Annotated in this window: 23 protein-coding genes; 15 read left to right on the forward strand and 8 right to left on the reverse strand. The window is 45.6% G+C overall.

The annotated features are described in order from the left end of the window. Positions 1 to 80 precede the first annotated feature (80 nt). Both AZI85_RS10220 and AZI85_RS10225 read left to right on the forward strand, forming a co-directional pair. Entirely contained in the window at positions 81 to 1,007 is a 927-nt protein-coding gene (locus tag AZI85_RS10220) for a hypothetical protein (RefSeq protein ID WP_155723990.1), read from the forward strand. Positions 1,008 to 1,021: 14 nt separating this feature from the next. Beyond that, positions 1,022 to 1,537, forward strand: a complete 516-nt coding sequence (locus tag AZI85_RS10225) for a hypothetical protein (protein WP_063243982.1) — start codon at positions 1,022 to 1,024, stop codon at positions 1,535 to 1,537. A gap of 42 nt (positions 1,538 to 1,579) precedes the next feature. Here the strand turns inward: AZI85_RS10225 and AZI85_RS10230 are convergent, their stop codons facing one another. From AZI85_RS10230 to AZI85_RS10240, 3 genes are all read right to left on the reverse strand, one after another. Further along, a complete protein-coding gene (locus tag AZI85_RS10230) occupies positions 1,580 to 2,590 on the reverse strand; it encodes a zinc-binding dehydrogenase (protein WP_063243983.1) in 1,011 nt (336 codons plus the stop codon). Positions 2,591 to 2,806: 216 nt separating this feature from the next. Continuing rightward, positions 2,807 to 3,118, reverse strand: coding sequence for a hypothetical protein (locus AZI85_RS10235; RefSeq protein WP_063243984.1), 312 nt, complete (start codon positions 3,116 to 3,118; stop codon positions 2,807 to 2,809). Between the two features lie 276 nt (positions 3,119 to 3,394). Further along, positions 3,395 to 3,718 carry a hypothetical protein gene (locus tag AZI85_RS10240; protein WP_063243985.1) on the reverse strand — a complete coding sequence of 108 codons (324 nt, stop codon included), beginning with the start codon at positions 3,716 to 3,718 and terminating at the stop codon, positions 3,395 to 3,397. 245 nt (positions 3,719 to 3,963) lie between these two features. On the opposite strand from AZI85_RS10240, the gene AZI85_RS10245 reads away from it, so the two are divergent. Beyond that, complete coding sequence (locus AZI85_RS10245) at positions 3,964 to 4,482, forward strand: GNAT family N-acetyltransferase (protein WP_063243986.1); 519 nt, start codon at positions 3,964 to 3,966, stop codon at positions 4,480 to 4,482. 1 nt (position 4,483) lies between these two features. Here AZI85_RS10245 and AZI85_RS10250 read toward each other — a convergent pair whose 3' ends face one another. Together AZI85_RS10250 and AZI85_RS10255 are read right to left on the reverse strand one after the other, a co-directional pair. Beyond that, positions 4,484 to 5,149: a DUF4336 domain-containing protein gene (locus AZI85_RS10250; protein ID WP_063243987.1), complete on the reverse strand. Its 666-nt coding sequence runs from the start codon at positions 5,147 to 5,149 to the stop codon at positions 4,484 to 4,486. A gap of 20 nt (positions 5,150 to 5,169) precedes the next feature. After that, the gene (locus AZI85_RS10255) at positions 5,170 to 7,989 is read right to left on the reverse strand and encodes a hypothetical protein (protein ID WP_063243988.1); all 2,820 of its coding nucleotides are present in this window, start codon (positions 7,987 to 7,989) and stop codon (positions 5,170 to 5,172) included. 154 nt (positions 7,990 to 8,143) lie between these two features. Between AZI85_RS10255 and AZI85_RS10260 the strand changes: the two genes are divergently transcribed. The 3 genes from AZI85_RS10260 to AZI85_RS10270 all read left to right on the forward strand — a co-directional run bounded on the left by AZI85_RS10260 (position 8,144) and on the right by AZI85_RS10270 (position 12,596). Continuing rightward, positions 8,144 to 9,610 (forward strand): anion permease, encoded by a 1,467-nt coding sequence (locus AZI85_RS10260; protein ID WP_063244339.1) that lies wholly within the window; start codon positions 8,144 to 8,146, stop codon positions 9,608 to 9,610. Between the two features lie 150 nt (positions 9,611 to 9,760). Next, entirely contained in the window at positions 9,761 to 11,911 is a 2,151-nt protein-coding gene (locus AZI85_RS10265) for a VTT domain-containing protein (protein ID WP_063243989.1), read from the forward strand. Beyond that, positions 11,901 to 12,596 (forward strand): endonuclease/exonuclease/phosphatase family protein, encoded by a 696-nt coding sequence (locus AZI85_RS10270; RefSeq protein ID WP_063243990.1) that lies wholly within the window; start codon positions 11,901 to 11,903, stop codon positions 12,594 to 12,596. The genes AZI85_RS10265 and AZI85_RS10270 overlap by 11 nt, the downstream gene beginning before the upstream one ends. Here AZI85_RS10270 and AZI85_RS10275 read toward each other — a convergent pair. Both AZI85_RS10275 and mtnN read right to left on the reverse strand, forming a co-directional pair. After that, complete coding sequence (locus tag AZI85_RS10275; protein ID WP_063243991.1) at positions 12,593 to 13,348, reverse strand: class I SAM-dependent methyltransferase; 756 nt, start codon at positions 13,346 to 13,348, stop codon at positions 12,593 to 12,595. The two genes, AZI85_RS10270 and AZI85_RS10275, sit on opposite strands and share 4 nt — an antisense overlap. Positions 13,349 to 13,505: 157 nt before the next feature. Then, positions 13,506 to 14,231 carry a 5'-methylthioadenosine/S-adenosylhomocysteine nucleosidase gene (gene mtnN / locus AZI85_RS10280; protein ID WP_063243992.1) on the reverse strand — a complete coding sequence of 242 codons (726 nt, stop codon included), beginning with the start codon at positions 14,229 to 14,231 and terminating at the stop codon, positions 13,506 to 13,508. Between the two features lie 177 nt (positions 14,232 to 14,408). Here mtnN and AZI85_RS10285 point away from each other — a divergent pair, with 177 nt between their 5' ends. The 6 genes from AZI85_RS10285 to AZI85_RS10310 all read left to right on the forward strand — a co-directional run bounded on the left by AZI85_RS10285 (position 14,409) and on the right by AZI85_RS10310 (position 19,068). Next, a complete protein-coding gene (locus tag AZI85_RS10285; RefSeq protein WP_063243993.1) occupies positions 14,409 to 14,780 on the forward strand; it encodes a response regulator in 372 nt (123 codons plus the stop codon). 57 nt (positions 14,781 to 14,837) lie between these two features. Next, complete coding sequence (locus AZI85_RS10290) at positions 14,838 to 16,289, forward strand: DNA-3-methyladenine glycosylase 2 family protein (RefSeq protein WP_063243994.1); 1,452 nt, start codon at positions 14,838 to 14,840, stop codon at positions 16,287 to 16,289. Beyond that, positions 16,286 to 16,774 carry a methylated-DNA--[protein]-cysteine S-methyltransferase gene (locus AZI85_RS10295; protein ID WP_063243995.1) on the forward strand — a complete coding sequence of 163 codons (489 nt, stop codon included), beginning with the start codon at positions 16,286 to 16,288 and terminating at the stop codon, positions 16,772 to 16,774. Before AZI85_RS10290 ends, AZI85_RS10295 begins: the two co-directional genes overlap by 4 nt. 40 nt (positions 16,775 to 16,814) lie before the next feature. Then, entirely contained in the window at positions 16,815 to 17,837 is a 1,023-nt protein-coding gene (locus tag AZI85_RS10300) for a hypothetical protein (protein WP_063243996.1), read from the forward strand. Between the two features lie 130 nt (positions 17,838 to 17,967). Continuing rightward, positions 17,968 to 18,495: a hemerythrin domain-containing protein gene (locus tag AZI85_RS10305; protein WP_063243997.1), complete on the forward strand. Its 528-nt coding sequence runs from the start codon at positions 17,968 to 17,970 to the stop codon at positions 18,493 to 18,495. 3 nt (positions 18,496 to 18,498) lie between these two features. Further along, a complete protein-coding gene (locus AZI85_RS10310; protein WP_063243998.1) occupies positions 18,499 to 19,068 on the forward strand; it encodes a cysteine hydrolase family protein in 570 nt (189 codons plus the stop codon). Here AZI85_RS10310 and AZI85_RS10315 read toward each other — a convergent pair. Further along, positions 19,065 to 20,015: a YeiH family protein gene (locus tag AZI85_RS10315; protein ID WP_063243999.1), complete on the reverse strand. Its 951-nt coding sequence runs from the start codon at positions 20,013 to 20,015 to the stop codon at positions 19,065 to 19,067. The genes AZI85_RS10310 and AZI85_RS10315 overlap by 4 nt on opposite strands. 103 nt (positions 20,016 to 20,118) lie before the next feature. Here AZI85_RS10315 and AZI85_RS10320 point away from each other — a divergent pair, with 103 nt between their 5' ends. The 3 genes from AZI85_RS10320 to AZI85_RS10330 all read left to right on the forward strand — a co-directional run bounded on the left by AZI85_RS10320 (position 20,119) and on the right by AZI85_RS10330 (position 22,930). Next, positions 20,119 to 20,637, forward strand: a complete 519-nt coding sequence (locus tag AZI85_RS10320; RefSeq protein WP_063244000.1) for a PepSY-associated TM helix domain-containing protein — start codon at positions 20,119 to 20,121, stop codon at positions 20,635 to 20,637. 111 nt (positions 20,638 to 20,748) lie between these two features. After that, entirely contained in the window at positions 20,749 to 22,293 is a 1,545-nt protein-coding gene (locus tag AZI85_RS10325) for a hypothetical protein (RefSeq protein WP_253720943.1), read from the forward strand. Between the two features lie 31 nt (positions 22,294 to 22,324). Further along, positions 22,325 to 22,930, forward strand: a complete 606-nt coding sequence (locus AZI85_RS10330; protein WP_253720944.1) for an energy transducer TonB — start codon at positions 22,325 to 22,327, stop codon at positions 22,928 to 22,930. The last annotated feature ends 7 nt before the right edge of the window (positions 22,931 to 22,937 follow it).

Genomic DNA, 22,937 nt, shown 5'->3' on the forward strand with positions numbered 1-22,937 from the left:
CAGCGTATCAAGCTGAAATCATTATATTCTAGGCGGCGTTTCTTCTGTTTAATATTGTCCGAATTTTTATAATGACGTCTATGGAACTATTACGACATCTTGTTGTCTTCAATGTATTCCTGCTGGGTTTTTCTTCTTATGCGCATGCAGAGTGGAGTTCAAGAAACAGATTGGAAGTCGGGATGACGGACAACGCACTACGAACGGATTCGGAAAAAGAGGGCGATTTTTTCTTTTTGGCGGGAACGTCGAATAAATTTTATTCCGTTTCGGGGCACACATTGGGACTTCGTCTTCAATACCAGGACTATAATAAAACGGACACCAACGACATGCTTTCATTTGGTGTTTCCGATGAACTTGATTGCTTGGGTAACAGAACTTGCGAGTTTGAATTGAAAGGTCAAGAATACGTGCACGGAGAACCGGCAACAACGGACTCTTCTTTCAATAACTACGCATTTGCTGCGGCGGTAACCCAAAGCAAAAACCTTCGTCAAAGTCTGACTTTGGATTTAAGCGCGGGATATGAAGCGCGCAGCTTCTCGTCATTAAGCCGTTTTGATAATTCGATCTTCGGCAGTGCCACTTTGGGCTACGATCTTACATCGCAAGTCTATATAGAGGGTTATGGCGAAGCTGGAGTGATTCTTTCTTCAGCGAGCGAATACAGCGCCTTTTATATCGATATGTCCGTCTTAACGGACTATACACTGAATAGATTTTGGAATATCAGTGCCGAACTTGGACTAAAACAAACAAGTTTTTTAAGTCGTGATTTAACGACTGAAACTCAAGTCACCCGCAAAAATGGCAAGGTTGTCAGTCAGGTCGACACCTCGAAAGAGACCTACAGCGCGCTCTATCTTTCCGCCGAAGCGATGCGACGTTTTACAGCAAACTCGTCCGGCAGCTTCGTATTACGGTCTTACCAACAGCGTTCGCGCAGCGGTTATCAAGATTATAAAGAAAACGAAATATTGGCAAAGTGGCTTATCACTTTCTAACGAAGGAGTGTTAAATGAACAACAAACTAATTCTGTCAGTCCTAGTTCTGGCTTTGACGAATCCGATGCTGGCTAGAGCCGAAGACGAAATCACTGCCGCTGAAACACAGATCACCGAAGAGGCCACTCAGCCTGACTATGAGGCCCGACTTAAAGAAAAATACAGTCTGACCGACGAACAAATTCAGGCCATGAAGGATTCCAAAATATCTGAATCCCAATTTGCCGTTGTTGGAGCTTTAAGCAAAGAATCCGGTAAAACAGTGGATGAAATTTTGAAAATGAGAACAGAAGACAAAATGGGCTGGGGGAAAATCGCTAAAGAGCTGGGTTTGCATCCGAGCACTATCGGTCAAGCTGTCTCTGGAATGAACCGCCAAGATGCCAAAGCTCATGAGAAACATGAGTCTCGCGATAGCAAAAAAGAAATGCGTGAAGCCAGAAAGGAAGAGCGTAAGCAAATGCGTGCCGAAAAAAAGGAGGAACGTAAACAAGCTAAGGCTCAAAGAAAAGATAAGAAAGTTCAGTAATCGATGAGACTATTTCAGGGGGCCCAGCGCCCCCTTTTCTTTTTACATTTGTGCCGGCAATAACGCCATTCGCGATTTGACTCTCCCCGCCTCTAGCTCTTCAAGCCAGTGATTCACATCTTTCATCGGTGCCGTTTCGACTTGAGGTTTGATTTTTCCTTCAGCAATCAATTGGAAAATTTCATGCATCTCTTGGTGAGTTCCCCAGAATGCGCCTTGCACTCGCACCTGATAGCTGATTAGCGGTGTACTTATTACGGGAACATGCGAAGAGCCTAAGCCCACCAACACAATCGTACCCCCGGGGCGTACCAAAGTTTGCGCTTGAGTGAACGTGGAATCACGACCGACAAAATCCACAACCACATCAAACGAAGCGGGCTTGATTTTTTTCTCAATCTCTTTAGAGTTGACCGTTTCAGTAGCGCCAAATTTTTTCGCAAGCTCTAAGCTTGATTCGCGCAAATCAGTGGCAGTGACTTTGGCACCTAAGGCAACCGCCACTTGCACACCATTAATTCCTAAGCCTCCTAAACCGATCACTAAAACTTTCGAGTTGGTTTGCACTTCACCTAAAGTTTTAATTGCGTGATAAGGAGTCAATACCGCGTCCGTCGCAACGGCCGCCACTTCGGGAGAAACTCCTTTCGGAACTTCGACAACGTTTCTAGCTGGCACGACTAAGAAGTCCGCATAAGCGCCATCTTGTCCTAGCCCTACAAAGGTTCTGCCGGGACCGTTACACAGGTTATCGTGACCGGTGCGGCAGTAGGAGCAGTCACCACAAGGATTGGGACCGTGAACCGCATAAAGACCACCGATCTTTATATCCGCAGTGACTTCATTTCCCTTTTCTACAACTTCGCCACAAGCTTCATGTCCCATGGTGAAGGTATTCGGATAAGGAACTTCTCCCGCAAGAACATGAAGATCGGAGTGACAAATTCCAGCGGCGCGAACTTTTAGCAAGACATCTCGTGCGCCAGGTTTAGGTTTAGGAATATCCGTGAGTGAAAGTTTTTTTTCGCCAGGTACGTAGCGAGCTGCAAACATAGAGTCCTCCTCAGTGAGAACTCCTAATTTAACTTTTAATTTCTAAAACAAAAAGCTGTGTAGAAAGAACTGTTAAAATACTGCAGAACAATGTACAGCTCGCTTGTGAACTACATAACGTTGGGTCCAGTAAACCGTCCCCATTTATCGCGATATAGAGTAAAAAAAAGCCCAACTTTTATTGTTGGGCTTTTTTCAGAAATAAAGGATCTGCTATTAGCGGTTAGCAACTTCTTTAACAGAAAGAACTTTGCATTTTCCCGCTTTGTCTTGGATTTGTACTTCGTAGTCCACTTCCCAAGTTTCGCCATCTTCGTTGTTGTCAGCAATTGTCACAGTGTAAAGATAAGGATTGTTCCAACCTTCTTCTTTAACGGAAGAATATTGAATGCCTTCAGAACCTTGAACAGTTCCTACAGCAGCTTTGTAAGTGCGAATTGCCGCGGCTTTTGCGTAGTTTTCGCAAGGGTTTGCTGCAAACGATTGAGCAGAAAAAAGAAGAACAAAAAGAGCTAAAATAGACTTCATGGTTATCTCCTAATAATTTAAATCGATGGGAAGTCTTATAGCGCACTTTACGAAAAAGAATTGTCAAGATTGGGTGGGCATGAAGAAATTATCCTCTCTGAGCGAGCATCATCAGGCTGGCGTGAACGGTGGTAAAGCCTAGCACGGCACGACCACCCACCCGACTTTGATCCGAGAAATTCCACGTCAACAGTCGATTTTCTTGGAAACTATATGTCGAGCCCAATATTCCGATTAAAAGCCTGCCTGCGAGCCGAGTTGTAAAAATATTCTAACTCAACCAGGAAACGAAAACGTTCGTGCAAAAGAGTTCCAGAAATAACAATTCTGCATGTAATAAGTTTCGGCATCGGTTGAATACCCGTAGTGCCAACCAGCGATTTCACCATTAACGAAAATCCCTAAGCGCAGTCGATAGCGAGAATCCTGAATTCTTCTTTGCTTGATTTGGGCTTTGGCTTCTTCGCTAATTTCCGGAGTGACTGCAGCATCCGCTTGATTTTCAAAGGCCTTATTGAAATGACTTTCAAGAATTTGAGTTAGTTCTTCAAGTGAAAGTTCTTTTACGAGAATGCCAGGTTCAATTTCTTGCGAAAACATTCGAAGTCCTTTCAGAGCAAAAATTCGACAGTCAGAATAATGCCACACGCTGAGTAAATATTCATTTGATTTGAGGGCAGAAAGGACAAACCCACTGCCACGGTGGCAGTGGGTTTTAAAAAACTTGGCAGGAAGAAATAGATAATCTGGGTAAACCATCCTCGGCGGCAAACTGTCGTCGCCTTGATGTTTACGCGTAAAGGAAAATTCTTGTATTAGATACTAAACCTCGATAAACCCTTTGCATGAAGAATCAAAACTTCGATTTTCAGCCCACTCTGACTGGAGAGCTTCTCAAGGTAAGACCTTTAAAAAGCAACGAGTTCGACTTGCTTTTTGCCGTCGCTTCGGACCCTTTGATTTGGGAACTTCATCCTCAGCGTGAACGCTACAAGAAAGAAGTCTTTGAAAAATTCTTTGAGCTGGCGATCAAATCTGGCGGGGCCTTCGTCATCGAAGAAAGTGGGAAGGCCGTGGGTAGTTCACGCTACTACGATTATCGTCCCGAGCTTTCTCAGGTCGCTATCGGATATACCTTTTTGGCAAGAGCTTATTGGGGCGGACTCTACAATTGCGACCTAAAAAGGATCATGCTTCTTCATGCATTTAAGTTTGTCGACAATGTGATCTTTGAAATCGGCGTAAACAACCTTCGATCGCGCAGGGCCATTGAAAAATTGGGCGGCCGCCTAACAGGTCACGTGGATCTTGATGGTACTCCGCACGTCGTGTACACAATCACGAAGAGCAGTTTTAATTTTTAAATTAAGAACCAGAGCGACCAAAAACCTGTGTCATCATAGCTTTGCCACCCGTTTCCACGATTTCACCGTGGGCCAGGATGACGCGATCAAAATCAAAAGATAAAACTTTATCCAAGGATCTGTAAAAGGCGGTCTTATCTTTAATGAAAAGACGTTTTTCTGTTTTCGTCCAGCCAAAGTGTCGATAGCTTCCCAAAAGAGTCAAAAAGAACTTCGTCATTGCGGAATCGGAATGTTGAAAATTTGTCGCAAGATCCGAAACGATAAGACTTTTTGTTTTAGGATGATAAAAGACCACTTCATTATAAAATGGTGCGCCTTCGATAAATACGTGATGCAGGTGCGGGTTCCACGGAAAACTTTGTTCGTTGCTAATGACACCGTCAAATTTAAAGTCGCTTCTTTTCTTATCTAATTCAGGCGCACAGAATACAGCGGCTTCGGGAAAACGCTTCTTGAAATCCGCAATATAAAGATGATGCATTTTATTGGGGGCTACGGCCCATCGCACCCTTCCCGTAGCCTGTAGGTCACTGGCAAGATCATCCGTTAATTTGATCGGAGAATGAACGAACACATTTTCGTCCAGACGAACCGCCGTCATGCGAGCGCCGATTTTAACACCATAAAATTTAAGGTCTTGATCTTTAGTCCAAACGTCTGCCATTGACGGTCCTCCATAAAAATTTAGAATCCAAGTGCGGAGGCCAAGAAGAATTGGCCCATCGTTTTGTCATCTTCAAGTCTTTGCAGAACGCGCACTCCGAAAGTCATCGGTAAGAAGCGCAGAATCTTTGATTCAAAATACATCTCGGCGCCATAGCTGTTCAAGGTGGCATTAACATCTTCATCTTTCACAAAAGTCGAATCAAAGAAAGCCGTAGAATAAAGGCGGCGTAGGTAATACCAGCCGCCAAAATTCCAATCAGGATAAGCTAGCGGCACAACGTAGTTCCCCGAGACCTTTTGATAAAACGGGACGTTTTCATAGTCATATCCACGGGAAAACACATAACCCACTACTGTTTCATCGGGAAGAAAACGATACGAGGTCAAGGAAGCATCCTGCTTCTGCTCATCATACGTCACCATAAAGCCGTCGTTATCAGCAAAGGCCGGGGTATTTAAAACGGCCTTCTGGAGCACACGATAAGAAGACATCATCGAGTTGTCGGGTTGATCGGCATCATCATAGCGAATTGTGTAATTTAAAAGCCAAGGAGCAATGATAGAACGCGCTTTAAGACTTTTATTCCAAGTTAAACTTACTACCGAAGAAGTTTTATAGAAGAACGAAGTTTCATCTTCGTTCACGACATCGTTAAACTCATACGACGAAGTGTCCGTGTAGGCGGCACTTCCACTCAAAACCCCCGTGAAATTATAAAGTCCCCACTTTTTAATATAAGGAAGAAGAACCCCCAGTCCGGCCGTATTCTCTGTCCACTCTACTTTGTCATCCGTGTTGAAGTCTTCAACAGAGCGGCCGCGGTTTTCCACTTGCAATCGGAAAATCGGATAGTACTTTTTAATATCAAAGTTCAAATCAGCGAAAGCTTTTCCCTCTTCCGCACTGGATCCCAGAGTCGCTGAAAGACTTAAAGTGCGAAGATAGTTATCGGTTTGTAAGCCGAGCCCGCCGCCGCGACCAACATTAAGGCCCCAGGTATGAGGAATGAATAACTTCTTATCAAAGTCAGGATAGGGCTGCGCCTGATATTGATCTGCATTCTTCGTATAAAGATCGGCTTGATCCGGGAATGCCTGGGGTGCAAATCCATTGTAGTTATCCGAAGGGGATGCCCCTAAGTACTTAAAATCAACCAACTGCGCTGCTTCGAACGCCCCACAAGATGAAAGAGGTGCTGTTGAAACCACCGAACCATAGGTATCTTGATTGCTATAATAGAAATTTTCGCCATCAGATGAAGGCGTGTAGGCCCCTAGCTTCGTCGATGTACAACGAGCAAAACTTTGTCCATCATACTTAAACACTTCCGTGTGACCTTGATATTGCCCCTCGAAAAGCAACTGCCCCTTGGCATCGACAAAAAGAGAATGCAGCATATTGCGGGACGGAGGCAGAATTTCTTTCGTTATCTTTTGCGTTTTTAAGTCCACGATGACCAAGGACTTTAAGCCGGTCTTACCGCCAAGGATCACGACGGCGTTGGCATCATCAAGGTATCTCACTTCGGCCACTTTCGATTCAGGAAGCGCAAAGGATTGCAGAACTTTTCCATTCAAATCAAATTCGGTGATATGCCAGGTTTGATCCGTTTTAAAACGAGTTGTGATAATTTTCGAACCCGCCTTATTAAAGCTCGGATTGTAAATGCGTTCTCCATCAGTGACCTGTTGCTTCTTTCCCGATTTTAGGTTCAGCACCACGAGGTCTGAACTGCCTTTGTGTCCGTAACGTTCGTCGGGAAGAAATTGCGTGTACACCGCATGATCAGCCGTCAGATCAAACCCCATGATTTCGCGATTGTACGGAAATTCCGCCACAACATGTTCTTCACCACCCGCTTGACGAATCAACTGCGGGTGCGTGTCCAAGGTCTGACGGATGAAGTATAAAGAGTCGCCGACTTTATAAGGAGCAGAATGTTCGCGAAAATCCTCTTTCGCCTCCGCACCTGGCATGTCGTCCTTCCACTTCGTGCGAAGATCGTTCATAGCCTCGTTGTAAAAATCCTGGAAGCTTTGGCCTGTTACGTTTTTAAATGCGACATACAAACGCAAAGGAATCGGAAGTCTTGAAACTTCGCGAATCACGTTTTCCCAAATGTCTTCTCCATACTTTTGCGTTCCGTAAGAAATCAAGGCATAGCCGTACACATATTGATTCGGCAGATCCGTCCGATAAGAACCACTTAGGAATTGATCATAGGTGGGAATTTTATCACTAAGGACCAAAGCTTTTAATCGCGCCATAAAACGAGGGGAGCGCCCCCGTCCTCCGTCAGTGTACTTCGTTTCCGTCCATACGGCGTCCCCTTCAAAATACCAAGATGGCAAACTCATCGCCATGGCCAATTGCTCGCCGAATTCACCCATCAAGAAATAAAGAACGCGCGTCCCATGTTGATTGAAAAAATCAAATTGATTGACGTGGCGGTATTCATGAATTGACAGCGTTTGATACCATTCTGTCGAACCGACATAAGGAAAAAACATGGAAGACGTAAACCACTCACTTCTTCTAGGCGCCAAGGCCACATAGCCATTCGGCTCCGCAACTTCAGAACGAATCACAAGATCAAACTTCTTCGGCGTTTCGATGCCGTAGGTGTTTCCTACGACGCGCGAATAATGCTCTACTAGATTTGCGATATAAACGGATTCGACTTGCAGATAATCAGGATAAATAACTCGGACAGATTCGTTCTCAATAGAGTGCCACTGAAGATGTGGCGAGCTCTGCGCCAAATCAGGAATCACATCCACCGCGAAGGCTGTGGATGTCAACAATACAAGGGATGCCAAAGACAAAACAAATCTCATGAAACGTCCTTCCAATTATCAAAAACGCTAGTGTCTTTTTTGTTTAAAAGCACGCACCTTTTATAAGGAAAGCGTTGGTGTCATGGCGGTTTTCATTGAACTCACGGCATCACTGCGTCAGGATAAAAGCATTGTGTTTATAGCTGGAGGCCCCATGAAACTTCCTCACGTCAAAGTTGTTCCCGCCGTCATTGCCTTTATTGTGACATGCATCTTCTGGTTTGTGATTGCGCCGCCAGAAGGGGTCGACATCAATGCTTGGAGGTTGTTAGGTATTTTTGTAGGCACGATTGTCGCCATTATTGGAAAAGCCCTGCCTATCGGAGGCGCGGCGATGATCGGCATCCTGCTAGTCGCCATCACTCAAGTCACGAACCCTGGCAATCCAGGAAAAGCCATGGCCGATGCCTTAAGCGGTTATTCAAATACCTTGATCTGGCTGATCGGGATTTCATTTTTTATTTCTCGCGGATTTATCAAAACGGGCCTGGGCGCTCGTTTGGCCTATCACTTTGTTAAAATGTTCGGAAAAAAAACTTTAGGCATTAGTTACGGTCTTTCTTTCGCCGAACTGGTTTTGTCGCCGGTCATGCCAAGCAACACCGCTCGTGGAGGTGGTGTGATGTACCCGATCAATCGCTCGATCTCTGAATCCATGGGCTCTTATCCTGACGAAACTTCTCGCCGTAAACTGGGAGCTTTTCTAACTTTGGTGGCCTATCAAATCAACGTCATCACTTCCGCGATGTTTATCACCGCCACAGCGCCAAATCCGCTGGTCACTGCGGGCATTCGTGACGTCGCAAAGATCGACGTTTCCTGGAGTGACTGGGCCATTGCCGCTATCGTGCCGGGGATTTTAGCGATCTTGATCATCCCGTTTGTTCTTTACAAACTTTATCCACCCGAAATTAAAGAAACTCCCAATGCAGCTGAATACGCGAAAAAGAAACTGCAAGAAATGGGACCGATTAAACTTGAAGAGTGGATCATGATCGGCGTGTTCTTTTTACTTCTTTTTATTTGGGCGGGCGTCCCGAAGCTGATTTCATCAAGTCCTCTTTTTGATATCGATCCCACGGCAGGGGCCTTTGTAGGTTTAAGCGTTTTGCTATTTTCAGGTGTTCTGACATGGGACGATCTTCTTAAAGAAAAAGGCGCGTGGGATACAGTCACTTGGTTTGCGTCGTTAGTTATGATGGCCACGTTCTTAAACAAGCTCGGCATTATCGCGTGGTTTTCAAATACTGTTCAGACCGATATTGCGAAAATGGGCTTGGGTTGGGTTGAAGCCTCGGCCATTCTGATCGTGTTGTATGTTTACATCCACTATCTTTTTGCAAGTAACACGGCTCATATCTCGGCTCTCTTCGCGTCTTTCTTTGGAGTGGGTGTGGCGCTGGGGGCTCCTCCGTTAATGTTTGGTTTGTTCCTGGGTTTTGCTTCCTCACTTTGTGCTTCCATCACTCACTATGGAACGGGATCGGCGCCCGTTCTCTTCGGAGCTGGTTACGTCAGCATGGGAGAATGGTGGAAATGGGGCCTTGTCGTGAGTATCCTCAATCTGATCGTGTGGGTGATCGGATGTGCGGGTTGGTGGAAAGTTTTAGGTTATTGGTAAAACTCAAAAAGGCGCAGCGCACACTGTGCCTTTTTTATTCTTGTTGAAATGCAAGTTGAGAACTTCCTCTCGTCACGTCGCCCTTGTCAAAATACTCAGCCTCGCTGAGGCCAAATCCTTGTTAGCATGAAGTTCTTAAAAGGAACGTGAATGAGAGGCGATCTAGTTAAATCGTCAGAGAGAACTATTTTTCGTCCGGGCCATAACTGTTGGCGCGTGGATCTTTTTCGCCATGCCACTGTTTTAATTGATTGCGCGGATTTTTACCGGGCTTTGCACTACGCCTTCAGCAAGGCCCAGAAATCCGTTTTCATCATAGGTTGGGAAGTGGACAGCAGCATTCGCCTGCTTCGCAAAGAAGACGAAATGAAAGCCTCGCGGCCGTCGATTCTTGTCGATCTTCTGGCTCAAAAAGCTCAAGAAAATCCGCATTTGCAAATCTATATTCTTCCCTGGGATTCTTCGATCGTTTTTTTAGGCGAGCGAGAATTCATGGGCGAATACACTTGGGCGAATAAGGGGCTTGAAAATATTCACTTCTGTTTGGATCAGACGATCCCCTTGGGTGGAAGCCATCATCAAAAGGTCATTCTTGTTGACGACGAAATTGTTTTTTCCGGTGGTATGGATATCGCCCGTCAGCGCTGGGACGAACGCTCGCACCACATTTACGAGCCCGAACGCTCGGATGCCAATGGTCCCTACGGCCCCTATCACGATGTGCAAATCATGATGGACGGACCGATTGTAAAGCACTTTGCCGAACTGGCGCGACATCGCTGGTTGCAAGCGGCAGGCTATGAAGCCCTTCCTTACGAGGGAAAGTCTGGCAACTCTTCACATCTTTCCCAAGTCTGGCCCATTCAGTTTGATTTTTCTTTTACGGATATGGGAGCGGCGGTCGCACGCCCTCTTCCCGCCACTGAAGAGGATGCAGGTTCGCGCGAGGTCTTTAACATGTACATCGACCTCATCAATCAGGCGAAAGATTTTATTTATATCGAAAATCAGTTTTTAACATCGCAAGAAATTGCTGTTGCTCTTAACGACCGTCTTCGTCGCGAAAAAAATCTGCGCGTGCTTTTGGTAAGCTCTTATGATCCTCAAGGAGTTTTTGAAACAGAAGGGATGTGGGCCAGCCGCATCGACTTTAAAAGAAGTGTGGAAGACGGCATTGCCAAGGGCCGAGTGCAGTTTGCCTGCTCGGGCGTTATGAATGAAAAACGCAAAATCATTCACAAACGCATTCACTCTAAAGTCCTGGTGATTGATGACCAATTCATGGTCGTAGGATCTTCTAATTTAACCAATCGTTCGATGACCTTTGATAGCGAATGCGATCTGATTATTCAAGCCCACGACACCGAAGAACGTCGACGCATATTGCACTTTCGCAACGACCTGATTGCCGAGCATGCCGGACGAAAAATTGAAGACATCGAAACCATTTTAAAAGAACCGTACTCATTCAAAAAGCTCATGCTTCCCTGCCAACCCGGAACTTATTGCCTTTTTGAAATGGACGATGAACAGTTCACCACTCAGAATTTTAAAAAGATTGCCAACAGTGTCGCCGATCCTCAGGTGAGTGAGGGAAAAGCTCTTTTTATATTTCGCAATCCCAGTAAATACATTGTACCGCTGGCTTTATTTTTAATCGTGATTGTCAGTGGCCTGGTCTGGTTCATCAATGAACATATGTCATGGTTCAGTCCTGAATCCGTCGAGCGATTCTTAAGGACCGCGCGCAAGTCGCCATGGGCTTTGTTTTTAGTGTGGGGAATCTACATTGTCGGCGGATTTATTTTATTCCCGGTAACACTCATGTCTTTAATTACAGCAGCGGTATTTGGATCCATTTTAGGTCCTCTTTATGGAATGTCCGGAGCTCTGATCAGTGCTACGATTATGTTCTATTTAGGGCGCTGGATGGGACATCGGGGACTGAAGGGTTTTCTGGGAAACCGCTTACGCAAAATGGACCATCAATTTCGAGAAGCCGGTGTCATCGGTGTGACAGTTCTAAGAATGATTCCCGTGGCTCCGTTCAGTATCGTCAATATTGCGGCAGGAATTTCTTCCTTACGTTTTTCAGATTTTCTTATTGGAAGTTTTTTTGGCTTTCTTCCCGCATTTATCGTCAAAGGCCTGGTCGGAGATTCGATCACGCAAATATTCCTGCACCCCACCCCGCACACGGTGGCCATGTTGGCCTTAGGTATTCTGCTTTGGATGTTGCTTGTTGTGGCTTCTTATTTTCTGACCCGATGGTGGCGCAAAAGGAAGCAATATGATTCTTAGAATCGTCACCTATAATATCCATGGTGCACGAGGTATTGACGGTAAAAGAGATTACCTGCGTATCGGACTCTTTTTAAAACATCAGAATATAGATGTCGCTTTGATTCAGGAAATGGACACTCGTTTTCAAGATCGGGATTCTGTGACCGATGTTGAAGAATTAAAAACAGACCATTTTAAAACTTTTATCGCCGCACCCACGATGGAAAATTCGTTGGGCTGGTATGGTAATGCTATTTTATCACGCTTTCCTATTAAGAATCACAACGTCATCGACATCAGTGCTCCGGGACGCGAGCCACGCAATATTTTGGAAGTTTTTTTAGACACTCCGAAAGGCCCTTTGCACGTGGTAAATACGCACAAGGGTCTGAAACCCTCCGAACGCAATCAGCAAATGAAGAAACTAAATGACCTTCTTGCTAGAAAAAGCGAGGTCCCTTTGATCGTTGGTGGAGACATAAATGAATGGCAGACCTATTCTGGCGCGCTTAAAAAACTAAATACGGCTCTTCATCCGATTCCTTCGGGGCCGACATTTCCCACCCGTGCGCCTTTTTTACGACTGGATCGAATGTGGTGTCGTCCATCAAATTTAGTTCAAAGCTCTGAAGTCTTAAAAACAAAAGAATCCAAGTTCTTTTCCGATCACTATCCCTTGATGGCAGAAATTCAAATCTACTAGCGCGCGAACGCGCTAGTCAGGACGAGTTTCAATCTTGCAGGTCCATGGCCCGCAGGGATTTCAAGTTTGTTCATCAGGATTTTGAAGCCTCTGGACATCACTTCTAAACGGATCTCTTCGGGAGGAGCGATTCTTTTTTGAGCTGTCCAGAATTTGCCTTCCATGGCCATAACTCCCGGAATGTCACACTCAGGTGTTTGTCTCCACAACACATAGTTATTATCTAAGCGCACAGACTCGAAACTGTCTTCAGGATCGTAGTTTTCTGTCCAAACCTCCGTCGTCAGAACAAACTTCCCGCCCGGCGCTAAAGAATTGCGCACCGAATTTAAAAACTGCGCCCTCTCTTGGCGGTTCACGATGTTCGCAAGACACTCACGATCGTGAATAAGATCGAACTTTTCGCGAAGCTCTTCAAGACGAGTCACTCCATTCACACCGAAAGCGATGTCCAACTCTTGCGCCAAAGCCAATTTTTGAACTACCGAAATCGAAGAACGGTACACATCATAAGCCGCGACACGAAATCCCATTTCCGCAAGCGCCATGGCCGCAACTCCACGGCCCGATGAAAGATCCAAAGCCTTGCAACCAAAGGCCTGTGGATAGAACTCCGTCACTACTTTTTGCAGATGAGTGACCGCGTCTCTTTCTGACAAACCACCCAGCATCAGGATATTGTCTAAAGATGTGCTTCCAGGAAGAACAGGAACTGCGTTTGTGTTAATGTAACCTTGATATAGTGCTTTCATATTTGCCTCCAAGTCAGTTGATACCAGACTTAAAAGCACAGGCAGTGCCACGAGGGTTTCGGTCTATAAACGAATAGGATGAACTTGAGTCCTCACCTGTCGAAAGCCCGACAGCGTCTCATGCCGAGACCTCGGTACCTGCCGAAGACTCGGCAGATTAAAACTCTTCAAGATAGGAAACCAACTCAGCACACTTCAAGGCGCTTGATTTAAGAAAGTCCATATATTGATCTGTGGCTTGAGCTTGAACTGTATCCGCCACCGTTTTGACGATCGCAAAAGGAAGGCCTTGTTTCTGACAGATGTACGCGATGGAGCAGGCCTCCATATCGACCAGCTTCGCGGAAGGAACTCGCGACTTCAATAAATTCTTTCGTTCTAACGATCCCACAAATTCACTTCCGGATAACAAGTCACCGCGGAAAACACGGAAAGATTTTTGCCTAAGATGTGTTTCAAATTTTTTATTCAACTCCGAATTTGTCGGCATGAAGATGCTTTTTCTATTTTCTGCGGATACCGAGAGATGCAATTCTCCGCAAGCCATGATTTCCGTACGATCCTCGAAGGTGCAAATAGCATCGTGTTGCACCACCCTTTCTGCAATGACGATGTCACCGATTGAGAGCTCGATATCTAGGCCTCCGCCAAGACCCAACATCAGAATATCGTCATAGGCGGAGTCCGCTAAGATTTGCGTCAGAGTGATAGCTGCATTAATAGGCCCAACGCCGGTCTTCGCCAAAGCAATCGAATTTTGACGGTTGGATTTTTCCCACAGAGTTATTGAGGAGTTTTTAAGTTCACGCGATGTAAAACCCTCTTTGGCGACGAGTTCTGCAAATTCGCTTTCCATGGCTGCTAATACAAGATGCTTTTTCATAGGGGGAATTTTATCAAAAAATTGCGAAGCTTTATTGAGACAATGTCGCGCGTCATTTTGCCATCTATGTCAAAAGTCATTACATAAATGAAACAACTGAAAGGAACCCTTCCCTTCACCGGACTTCACTGGCAAACATTTTCAACAAGTAAGAAAATTGTCCTCAGGAGGACTAGCATGAGCGCAAAAAAAGTATTGATTATAGAGGATGCTAAAGACTTGCTTATGCTTTACAAACGCTATTTGCAAAGTTCTGATATTGAGATTGCAACTGCGACCTCGGCTCATCAGGCTTTGGATTATTTAGCGAACAACACTCCCGACCTTATCGTTATGGACCTTACCTTTCCCGATATGTCGACCATGGATTTTTACGAAAAACTGGCGGCCATCCCCGAAATCGATTCTGTGAAGAAAATTCTAGTTAGCGGACGTGATGACCTAAGCACTTGGTTGGATGTGTTCAATGCGGAAGAGGGGCTACGTAAGCCCGTCGAACGTGCGGCAATCACGAAAGCCGTTTCAGACAGTTTAAATAAAACCCTCTAGGGCGATAATGTCCGAAAATAGCCACATTTTACTGATAACTTAGGATATAGTGTCCTTATGAAAAAGGACGATATCTTTTATCAAGCCATGCTCGCCCGAGATCCCCGCTTTGACGGGAAGTTTTTTATCGGCGTAAAAACCACCGGCATTTATTGTCGTCCTATCTGCCCGGCAAAACCCAAACGCGAAAATGTCGAATTCTTTTCAAATGGCCTGCAGGCTGAAAAAGCGGGCTACCGTCCTTGTCTGCGCTGTCGACCTGAAAGTGCGCCGCATTCACCAGCTTGGGTGGGAAAATCGGCTGTCGTCCAAAGAGCGGTGAAGGTTTTAAATGCCAAAGAAAGCTTGTCCTTTAATGAAGACGATTTTGCAGCCCAGTTTGGAGTCACAGCCCGACATCTGCGTCGTCTTTTTATGGAAGAAATTGGCAAAACACCAAAACAGCTTTCTTTTGAAAATCGTTTAAATCTTGCGCGCAAGCTGATCGTCGAAACCTCGTTACCTATTACGGAAGTGGCCTTCGCTTCAGGATTTGAATCGATCCGTCGTTTCAATGATGCGTTTAAAGATCGTTTTAAAAAAGCGCCTCGAGAAATTCGTCGCAATAAAGTCGCCCCTGGCGCCGGAATTAGAATCAGTCTTTCTTACCGTCCCCCATTTGACTTTCAAGGACTTTTGACTTCGTACCGGAATCATCGAGTGGGAAACCTAGAATGGTTTCACGAAAACACCATGTATCGCCTGGTGGCTTTGAATGGTCACGTGGGTGTCATTGCTATTTCCGACAACCCTGAAAAATCCTGTCTTCAGCTTGAAATTGATTTTCCCGACACGGCTCAGATTCCGGCAATCATCTCTCGCGTTCGTCATCTTTTTGATTTGGATTCAGATCCGGTGATGATAGCCAACACTTTAGAAGCCGATTCTGGAATTAAAAAGATTCTTAAAGTCTCTCCAGGGATTCGTCTGCCTTCGGGTTGGGACCCGTTTGAAATTGCTGTGGCGACAATCCTTGGACAGCTTGTCAGTGTTAAAATGGGTCGAGAGCTTGTGCACGATCTTATTGAGATTGCGGGTGCAGAGAGTGACTTTGAAAAAGAGGGCAGAAAAATAAAACTCTTTCCGTCGGCCAAAGACATCATCAATGCAGATCTAACTAAGTTAAGGACGACCCAGGCGCGCAAGCAGACTTTGATTGAATTTTGTAAAGCCGTCTTAGAAAAAAGAATTTCTTTATCCCCCACTCAAGATGTTGAAATCTTTATGAAGGATGTGCAAAAGCTGCGGGGCATTGGCCCATGGACAGCACAATATATGGCACTTAAGGCCCTTAGACATACAGACACTTTTCCGGCCAGTGATTTGATTTTAGCGCGCACCTTGAAAATTCACGATAGGAAAATAATTGATCAGATGAGCCCTTGGCGTGGATATGTCGCCGCCTTGTTTTGGAAAAACTACTCTTTGGAGTTGACGAAGACAGCTCTACAAAAAAGGACAAAATCATGAATTCGCGAAAACAGTTTTTAATGAAATCGACCGTGGGCCCTTTGCATATCGTGGCGTCCGAAAAAGGTCTGCAAGGTATTTTCTGGAAAAAACAGGATTTACCCTTAGATGCTTTAAACGATATAAAACATCCGGCGGTGCAATTTATTCTGAAAACTCAAAAGCAAATCGAAGAATATCTCAGGGGCGAACGTCAGGATTTTGATATCGCACTCGATATCATCGGAACGGACTTTCAAAAGAAAGTATGGGAACACCTTCAGAAAATTCCTTATGGTAAAACTTGCTCTTATAAAGAAATTGCCGTGGCCCTGGGGGATGCTAACGCCAGTCGCGCCGTGGGCACCGCTAATGGTAAGAACCCGATTTCTATCATCGTCCCTTGCCATCGCGTGATCTCTTCAGATGGCACATTGGGAGGCTATGCAGGGGGACTTCCCACAAAATCTTTTCTTCTTAATTTGGAGCAGAGGTTTTGCAATTAAACATGTTTAAGATCGCACCTTCCCCTTCCATAATGGGTGCATGCTACAGACTGAAAACCTTAATAAAATCTGGCTGAATTTATCAAAAAACTCTTCCTTAAAAAAGAATGTGCAAGAGGAACTTGCAAGTCTTTTTAATGAAGCCGCGTATCGGGAGTGGTGGAAAACAGAGCCACGCACACCCTTTGAATTCAGCCGGCCAGATCTGTACCCGACGCTAAAGCACGTTGGATTTATCGCCGGTGAAAAGCTGCAAGTGAAGGTCAACCAAATCGGGTCTCGCATGTTTGTCACGGATGGAGCGTGGGTGCAAAATCCTATGCGAGTTTTTCCGGATCCAGATGAAGCACTAGTTCTTTTAAAACATGTCGAAAAAAAGGGTCTACACACCTGGGCGGATTGGGTGATCGATCCTGCCGCGGGCTGCGGGCACACGCCGTTAGGTTTTCAAGGTCCCGCAAAAAGAATTTTCTGTGATGCGAATGCGCGAGCTCTCACCTTTGCTTCCTTAAATGCCTTGATCAATGATCTTGCTTCAGAACATTGCTTCGGCCTTTTAAATGACATGAATCGCAAGTTTCCTTCCCCCCTTCGTCTGCAAGGAAAAACCTTGTTCTTAACAAATGTTCCTTTTGCCCCGGCACCAGATGACAGTTCTTTGGCGCTTAATTCTGGCGGAGGAGAACACGGCGCAGATTTACAGATCGCTTCCTTCGAGCTTGTTAAAAAATTTTCTGAACAAAATTCCGTCCCGGTCCGTGCCTGTTTTCTGACTTGGACCTTAGGTAGCGCGGACTCCAACGAATGGGAAGTGCCTCGCCTGTGTCAAAATATTTTTCCGAAGGCGAAGATCCAGTGGACACTCGAGCAACATGATTACGATGCGCCTGACTTACCAAACCCGGCCCCTTTACGATTGATGCTGCGTCATTTAGCAAGATCTCAGTATGTCGTGTCGCATGGAAATAAAACCGTAGAAACCGCTTACGAAAACTTAGCCGACAAACTGCAAGCGCAAGGCTTTACTCACATCGCTTACGGTTTTTTAGACTGCGAGTTGTAAAGGGAAAATCACCACAGGACGGGTGAAGAAAACCCCGTCTGAAAATCGACGGCAGTTTCAATTGGTTTTCGAGTGCGACTTTGTTGGCATCTCTATTGCTGCTTAAGTGTCTATACTTAAGGAGGATCCTATGAGTAAAAAGCAAACGAAAATTTCCTCTGGAAAAAACAGCGATCTCGATATTATCGAAATGATCTTAGAGGACCACAAACCTCTTAAAGAGCTTATCGAGGTGATGAAAGATTCCGAAAAAGAATTTGAGGAACGACAAGAGGCGTTTGCCCAGTTTGCTCCGCTTTTAATCTCTCACGCAAAACCCGAAGAGCAATCTCTTTACCGCTATATGAAAGGCGATGAAGAGCTTCGTGAGGGTGGCTTTGAAGGAGATGTCGAACACCAGCTGGCCGATCAAATGGTCGAAGAAATCATGCGCACGGAAGATGAAGATTTGTGGAGTGCCAGAGTCAAAGTTTTGGCGGAACTTGTAGAACATCACATCGAAGAAGAAGAGGAAGAACTTCTTCCTGATTTTAGAAAACATTCTGAAAGCCGTGATCGTGAAAGACTGGGACAGCTGTTCTTAGAACTTAAAACTAAAATCCTTGAGCGCGGTGGCATGGACGCGCCTCATGAACGAGATTCCCACGCTCGTCACTAATATATGAAACCCAACGACGAGAGCCGTCGTCATTCGACGGCTCTTCTTATCATCGATATGCTCAATACTTTTGATTTTCCTGAGGGAAAAGATCTGGTGCGTTTTACCGTCCCCGTTGCTAAAAAAGTCAAAGCTTTGAAGCAGAAACTCAAAAAGAAAAAAGTTCCGGTTATTTACCTGAATGACAACTTCGGCCAATGGCGTTCCGATTCCAAAGAAGTTTATTTGAATTGCGCGCACGAAGCCTCGCGAGGCTCAGAGATCGCCAAGATTTTAAAGCCCGATGATGATGACTATTTTATTTTAAAGCCGCGACATTCGGGATTTTACTGTACGAACTTGGACATTCTTTTAGAAGATCTGGGCGTAAAAAATTTGGTGCTGACCGGAGTCGCCGGAAATATCTGTGTTTTCTTTACGGCCAACGACGCGCATATGCGAGGCTTTAAGATCTGGGTGCCGAAGGACTGCATCGCCTCCAACACCAAGAAAGACAATGACTTTACCTTGGAACAGATGTCGCTCGTCTTAGGAATCAAGACAGCAGCGTCAACAAAAGCCATTCCTTTTTAGCGAATCCAATTTTCTAAGATCGCGCCCAAAGAACTCGTTGCCATGATAATCCAAAGAACCACGCCCATAACAAAAGGTTTGATGCCCACACTCTTCACGGTTTCACGAGTGAGATTGGCGCCGATCAAGAATAACGTGAGAACTAAAAGACGTTTTGCCACCCATTCAATTCCGTGACCTACAGGTTGCAGTGTTGGCACCCAAGTCATGATTCCGGCCATGATTAAAAAACCTAAAATAAACCAGGGGCGCTTCGCTTTGGCTTCACCCGCCTCTTGCCCTTGGTTTTTATAAAGAAGACCAATTCCCAAAGCGATAGGCACAATCCATAAGGCGCGAGCGAGCTTCACTGTGGTTCCGACCTCTAAGGCATGAGGGCCGTATTGAAGGCTCGCCCCAACAACCGAACTTGTGTCGTGAATAGCCAAGGCACTCCACAGTCCAAATTGAGTTTCGTTCAAATTAAAATAATGACCAATGTGGGGAAAGATAAAGAGAGCTAAAGCATTTAATAGAAACACAGTTCCCAATGCCACGGTGACTTCCGGCGGGCGCGCGCGAATCACTGGAGCCACAGCAGCAATCGCACTGCCTCCGCAGATCGTGGTTCCGACAGTGATTAAGGTCGACGTGTTTTTTTCAACCTTCAAGAAACGTCCAATAATTGTTCCTAACAAAAGGCCAAAAGCAATTCCCACAACCGTGTATCCGATGCCGCGAACACCCACTTGACCTACAGTGATTAAGTTCATGCCCGCGCCCAAGCCGACAACTGCGATGCTTAAAAGCTGTGACGTCCAGGCCTTCGTGCGATTTTGATAAGGATTTCCCAAGGTCAATGCCAAGGCCATTCCGGCGATCAACGCCACCGCTGAAGACACTTGAGGAAGAAAACAAAGGACGGCGAACAAAGGGAATAAAATGCGAGCTATATTATTAGAATTCATGAATGTGATCGTGCCTCCTTATGATTGAACCTGCAACATCGCATTTCGTTTTCATTTAGAATTATTGCTGTTCCGCGACGGCAAGCTGCTTTATGAAACCGCTATGAAGTTTTGGCGCAAATATCACAGATGGATTTCTATTTTTATCACTCTTCCCTTTTTGATGACGATCGTGACGGGAATACTTTTACTTTTTCGCAGCAAGATTGAATGGATCTCTCCAAAAATGCCTGCACCCGCAGCAAAAGAAATGACGATCTCGTTTTCAGATATTTTAAAAGCCGCTCAAAGTGTGCCCGAGCTGCAAGTCTCGACGTGGAATGATGTGGGTCGCATTGATATTCGCCCCGCGGCGGGCGCCATCACTGTTCGTTCAAAACACACGGATTATGAGATCGGTGTGGATGGCAGTTCCGGAGCGGTTTTAGGCCTTGCGAAACGCAACTCCAGTCTTTTGGTACGTATTCATGAGGCGACTTATTTTGGCTTGGGAGATCTGGGTCGCTTCGGGATCGCTCTCCCCATGGCGCTGGGAGTTCTTTTTCTGACTCTTTCTGGAGTCGTGATCTTCTTTCAACCGACCCTCGCCAAACGGAAAGCAAAAAAAAGGGCCTCTGTCTAAAGATCAGACGGCGGCTTGTCTTGAGTTCAAATATACCTGGTTATCGCGGGCTTCATTTTCGGCACGTTCTTTGGATCTAAGCTTCCGAATAAAAATTTTCGGGAGCTGCACGTGAAACGACCCTTTATCTATTCATTAGCTTTAGCCTTGGTTTTCGTCGGCTCGGCCTCGTGGGCGTCGGCACCACGCTGTGATTCCATTTTCCTTCCCAGTGTTTGGTCAGAAAACGGCGGAAAGCCTTTTCCTGATGATTTGATTTCATTGCAAAAGATCGCGCACGAACAGCGCGAGGCCGTCAAAGTCTCTGAGTTTTTAATGCAGGAAATGCGCGCAAAATCACAAACGCTGAAGTCCGAATACAAAAACAAAGTTGTTGAACTGGATGTATTATGCCTTGGTGCGGGACCTCAATGCGCAGCCGCTTCACTCGTCTTAAAGAATACCAAACTGCGCAGCCTGGTCGTCGAAAAGACAGATTTAGTGGCCAAGACTTTCGCCGAAAAAGATTTTTACATCAACAGTCTTGAAGCTTCCCGCGTTTCTATGCACGATTTCCCGGGTGGCCACGGAAGCCTGGCTCACTTTACTTCTCAAGGTTATGCACACTCGTCTCAACTGGCAGCGCATATTCAAAGCCAGCAGTATGTTTCTAAAATTCCAGTTTTATTAAAAACGGAAATCATCGCTGTGAAGAAAGTCCAAGAAGGAGGACGCACGATTTTAGAAGTTCTTACGAACGACGGCATCACTTTCCGCACAAAAAATCTTCTTTTAGGAACGGGTTTAGGAGAGATCGGCACAAAAGTAAAAGATGCCGGTTATCAGAAAGACTTTGCGCATTTCCTGACTGCACATGAAGTTCAAAAAGACTCTTTGCTTCCGATCATGAGCACAGATGCATTTTTGGTTTCTTTAAAAGAAAACCGTTTGAAAAAACAAAATGTGCGTGTGCCTCGCGAAATTATTTTGATTGGCAATGGCGATGGCTCGCGTATCGCCGTGGAAGCCCTTAATGACAAGCACGTGTCTTTACCTGATGGCTTTAAAATTCATTGGATCGGCAATAACTTTAAATCGGCGGAAGAGTACGTGGCAAGTCAAGCCGGTTGGGATCGCTACGTTGATAAGATAGTTCCTCACTATGAACAAGGTCGTATCACCGGCGTTCCGGGTCACGTTGAAAAGGTGGAAGTTTTATCGTCGGGCCGCTATCGTGTCACGGTGAAGGACGCCAAGAATAATATCGTCAGCCAAGCCGAGGGCGATATGATTGTGGATTCGACGGGTTATACCAATCTGAATGGCAAGCTTCTGACCGAGGCCGTAAAAACACCAGAACTTGTGGATGTTGTCGGGCCCTTAAAAGAACTAGGTCTTACGGAAACAGTTCTTGCGCGTCAGTTTCAAGAAGTCGGTGGCGAAAAACTTCCCATCTATGCTGTGGGACCCGCGGCAGGAAGTTTGGCTAAAGAAACTGAACTCGTTAATTCTCCGAATAAAAATCCGGTCGCGATTTTCAACACGGTGGCACGCACGTCTCAGTTTGTATCGCAGCTCTTGGGTGTGAAGGCATTGGAAAGTCGTCGTGGCGACCGTGACGAGCGCCCCTCAACAAAGTCGGCTTCAGAAATTATCCAAAGTTTGAAAGGCATTTGACTTCACATTTTTTTGTGAGAAGTTCAAAGGGTTGAAACTTTCATATTGGATTATATTATCAGTTGTCTTGCATCTCCTGGCTGTCACGGCCTTGCACTGGAGCTCAGCCCCAGTGCCTTTAGATGCCATTGAGGTCGTTGATCTGACGGTGCTGAATATGCCGCGAGGAAGCGATACCGCTTCGAACAAACTGTCGTCTCCGTCCCGTCCTCCAATAAAAATCAATCCTTCCGTAAACGCTCCGTCTTCAGAAAGTGCCGATGCAAAAACATCCTCTTCGGATGGAGCGCAAGAAGGTCCGTCCAATCCGACCTCCACCTCGGGCAGTGAGTTCGGTGGAGGAACAGCGAGCTATAGCGAAATCACGCGGTTTCCTAAGGTCAAAAAAGAAATCAAAGCTCAGTATCCTGAAGAAGCTAAAAAATCAGGCATCGATGGCCCGGTGGTATTAGAAATCATCATCGACAAACTGGGTCAAGTGCGTGAAGTGCAGCTGATAAGTGGGCCGGGACATGGCTTGAATGAATCGGCTATCGAAGCTTTAAAAAAGTTCGAATTTCAACCAGCTTTCAAAGGCGAAGAATCTGTTGCCGTCAAGATCCGCTACACCTATAGATTTAAGTTAGAAGTCAATTAGTCCGCTT

This window comes from Bdellovibrio bacteriovorus (assembly GCF_001592755.1).
GTDB classification, from domain to species: Bacteria; Bdellovibrionota; Bdellovibrionia; order Bdellovibrionales; family Bdellovibrionaceae; genus Bdellovibrio; species Bdellovibrio bacteriovorus_E.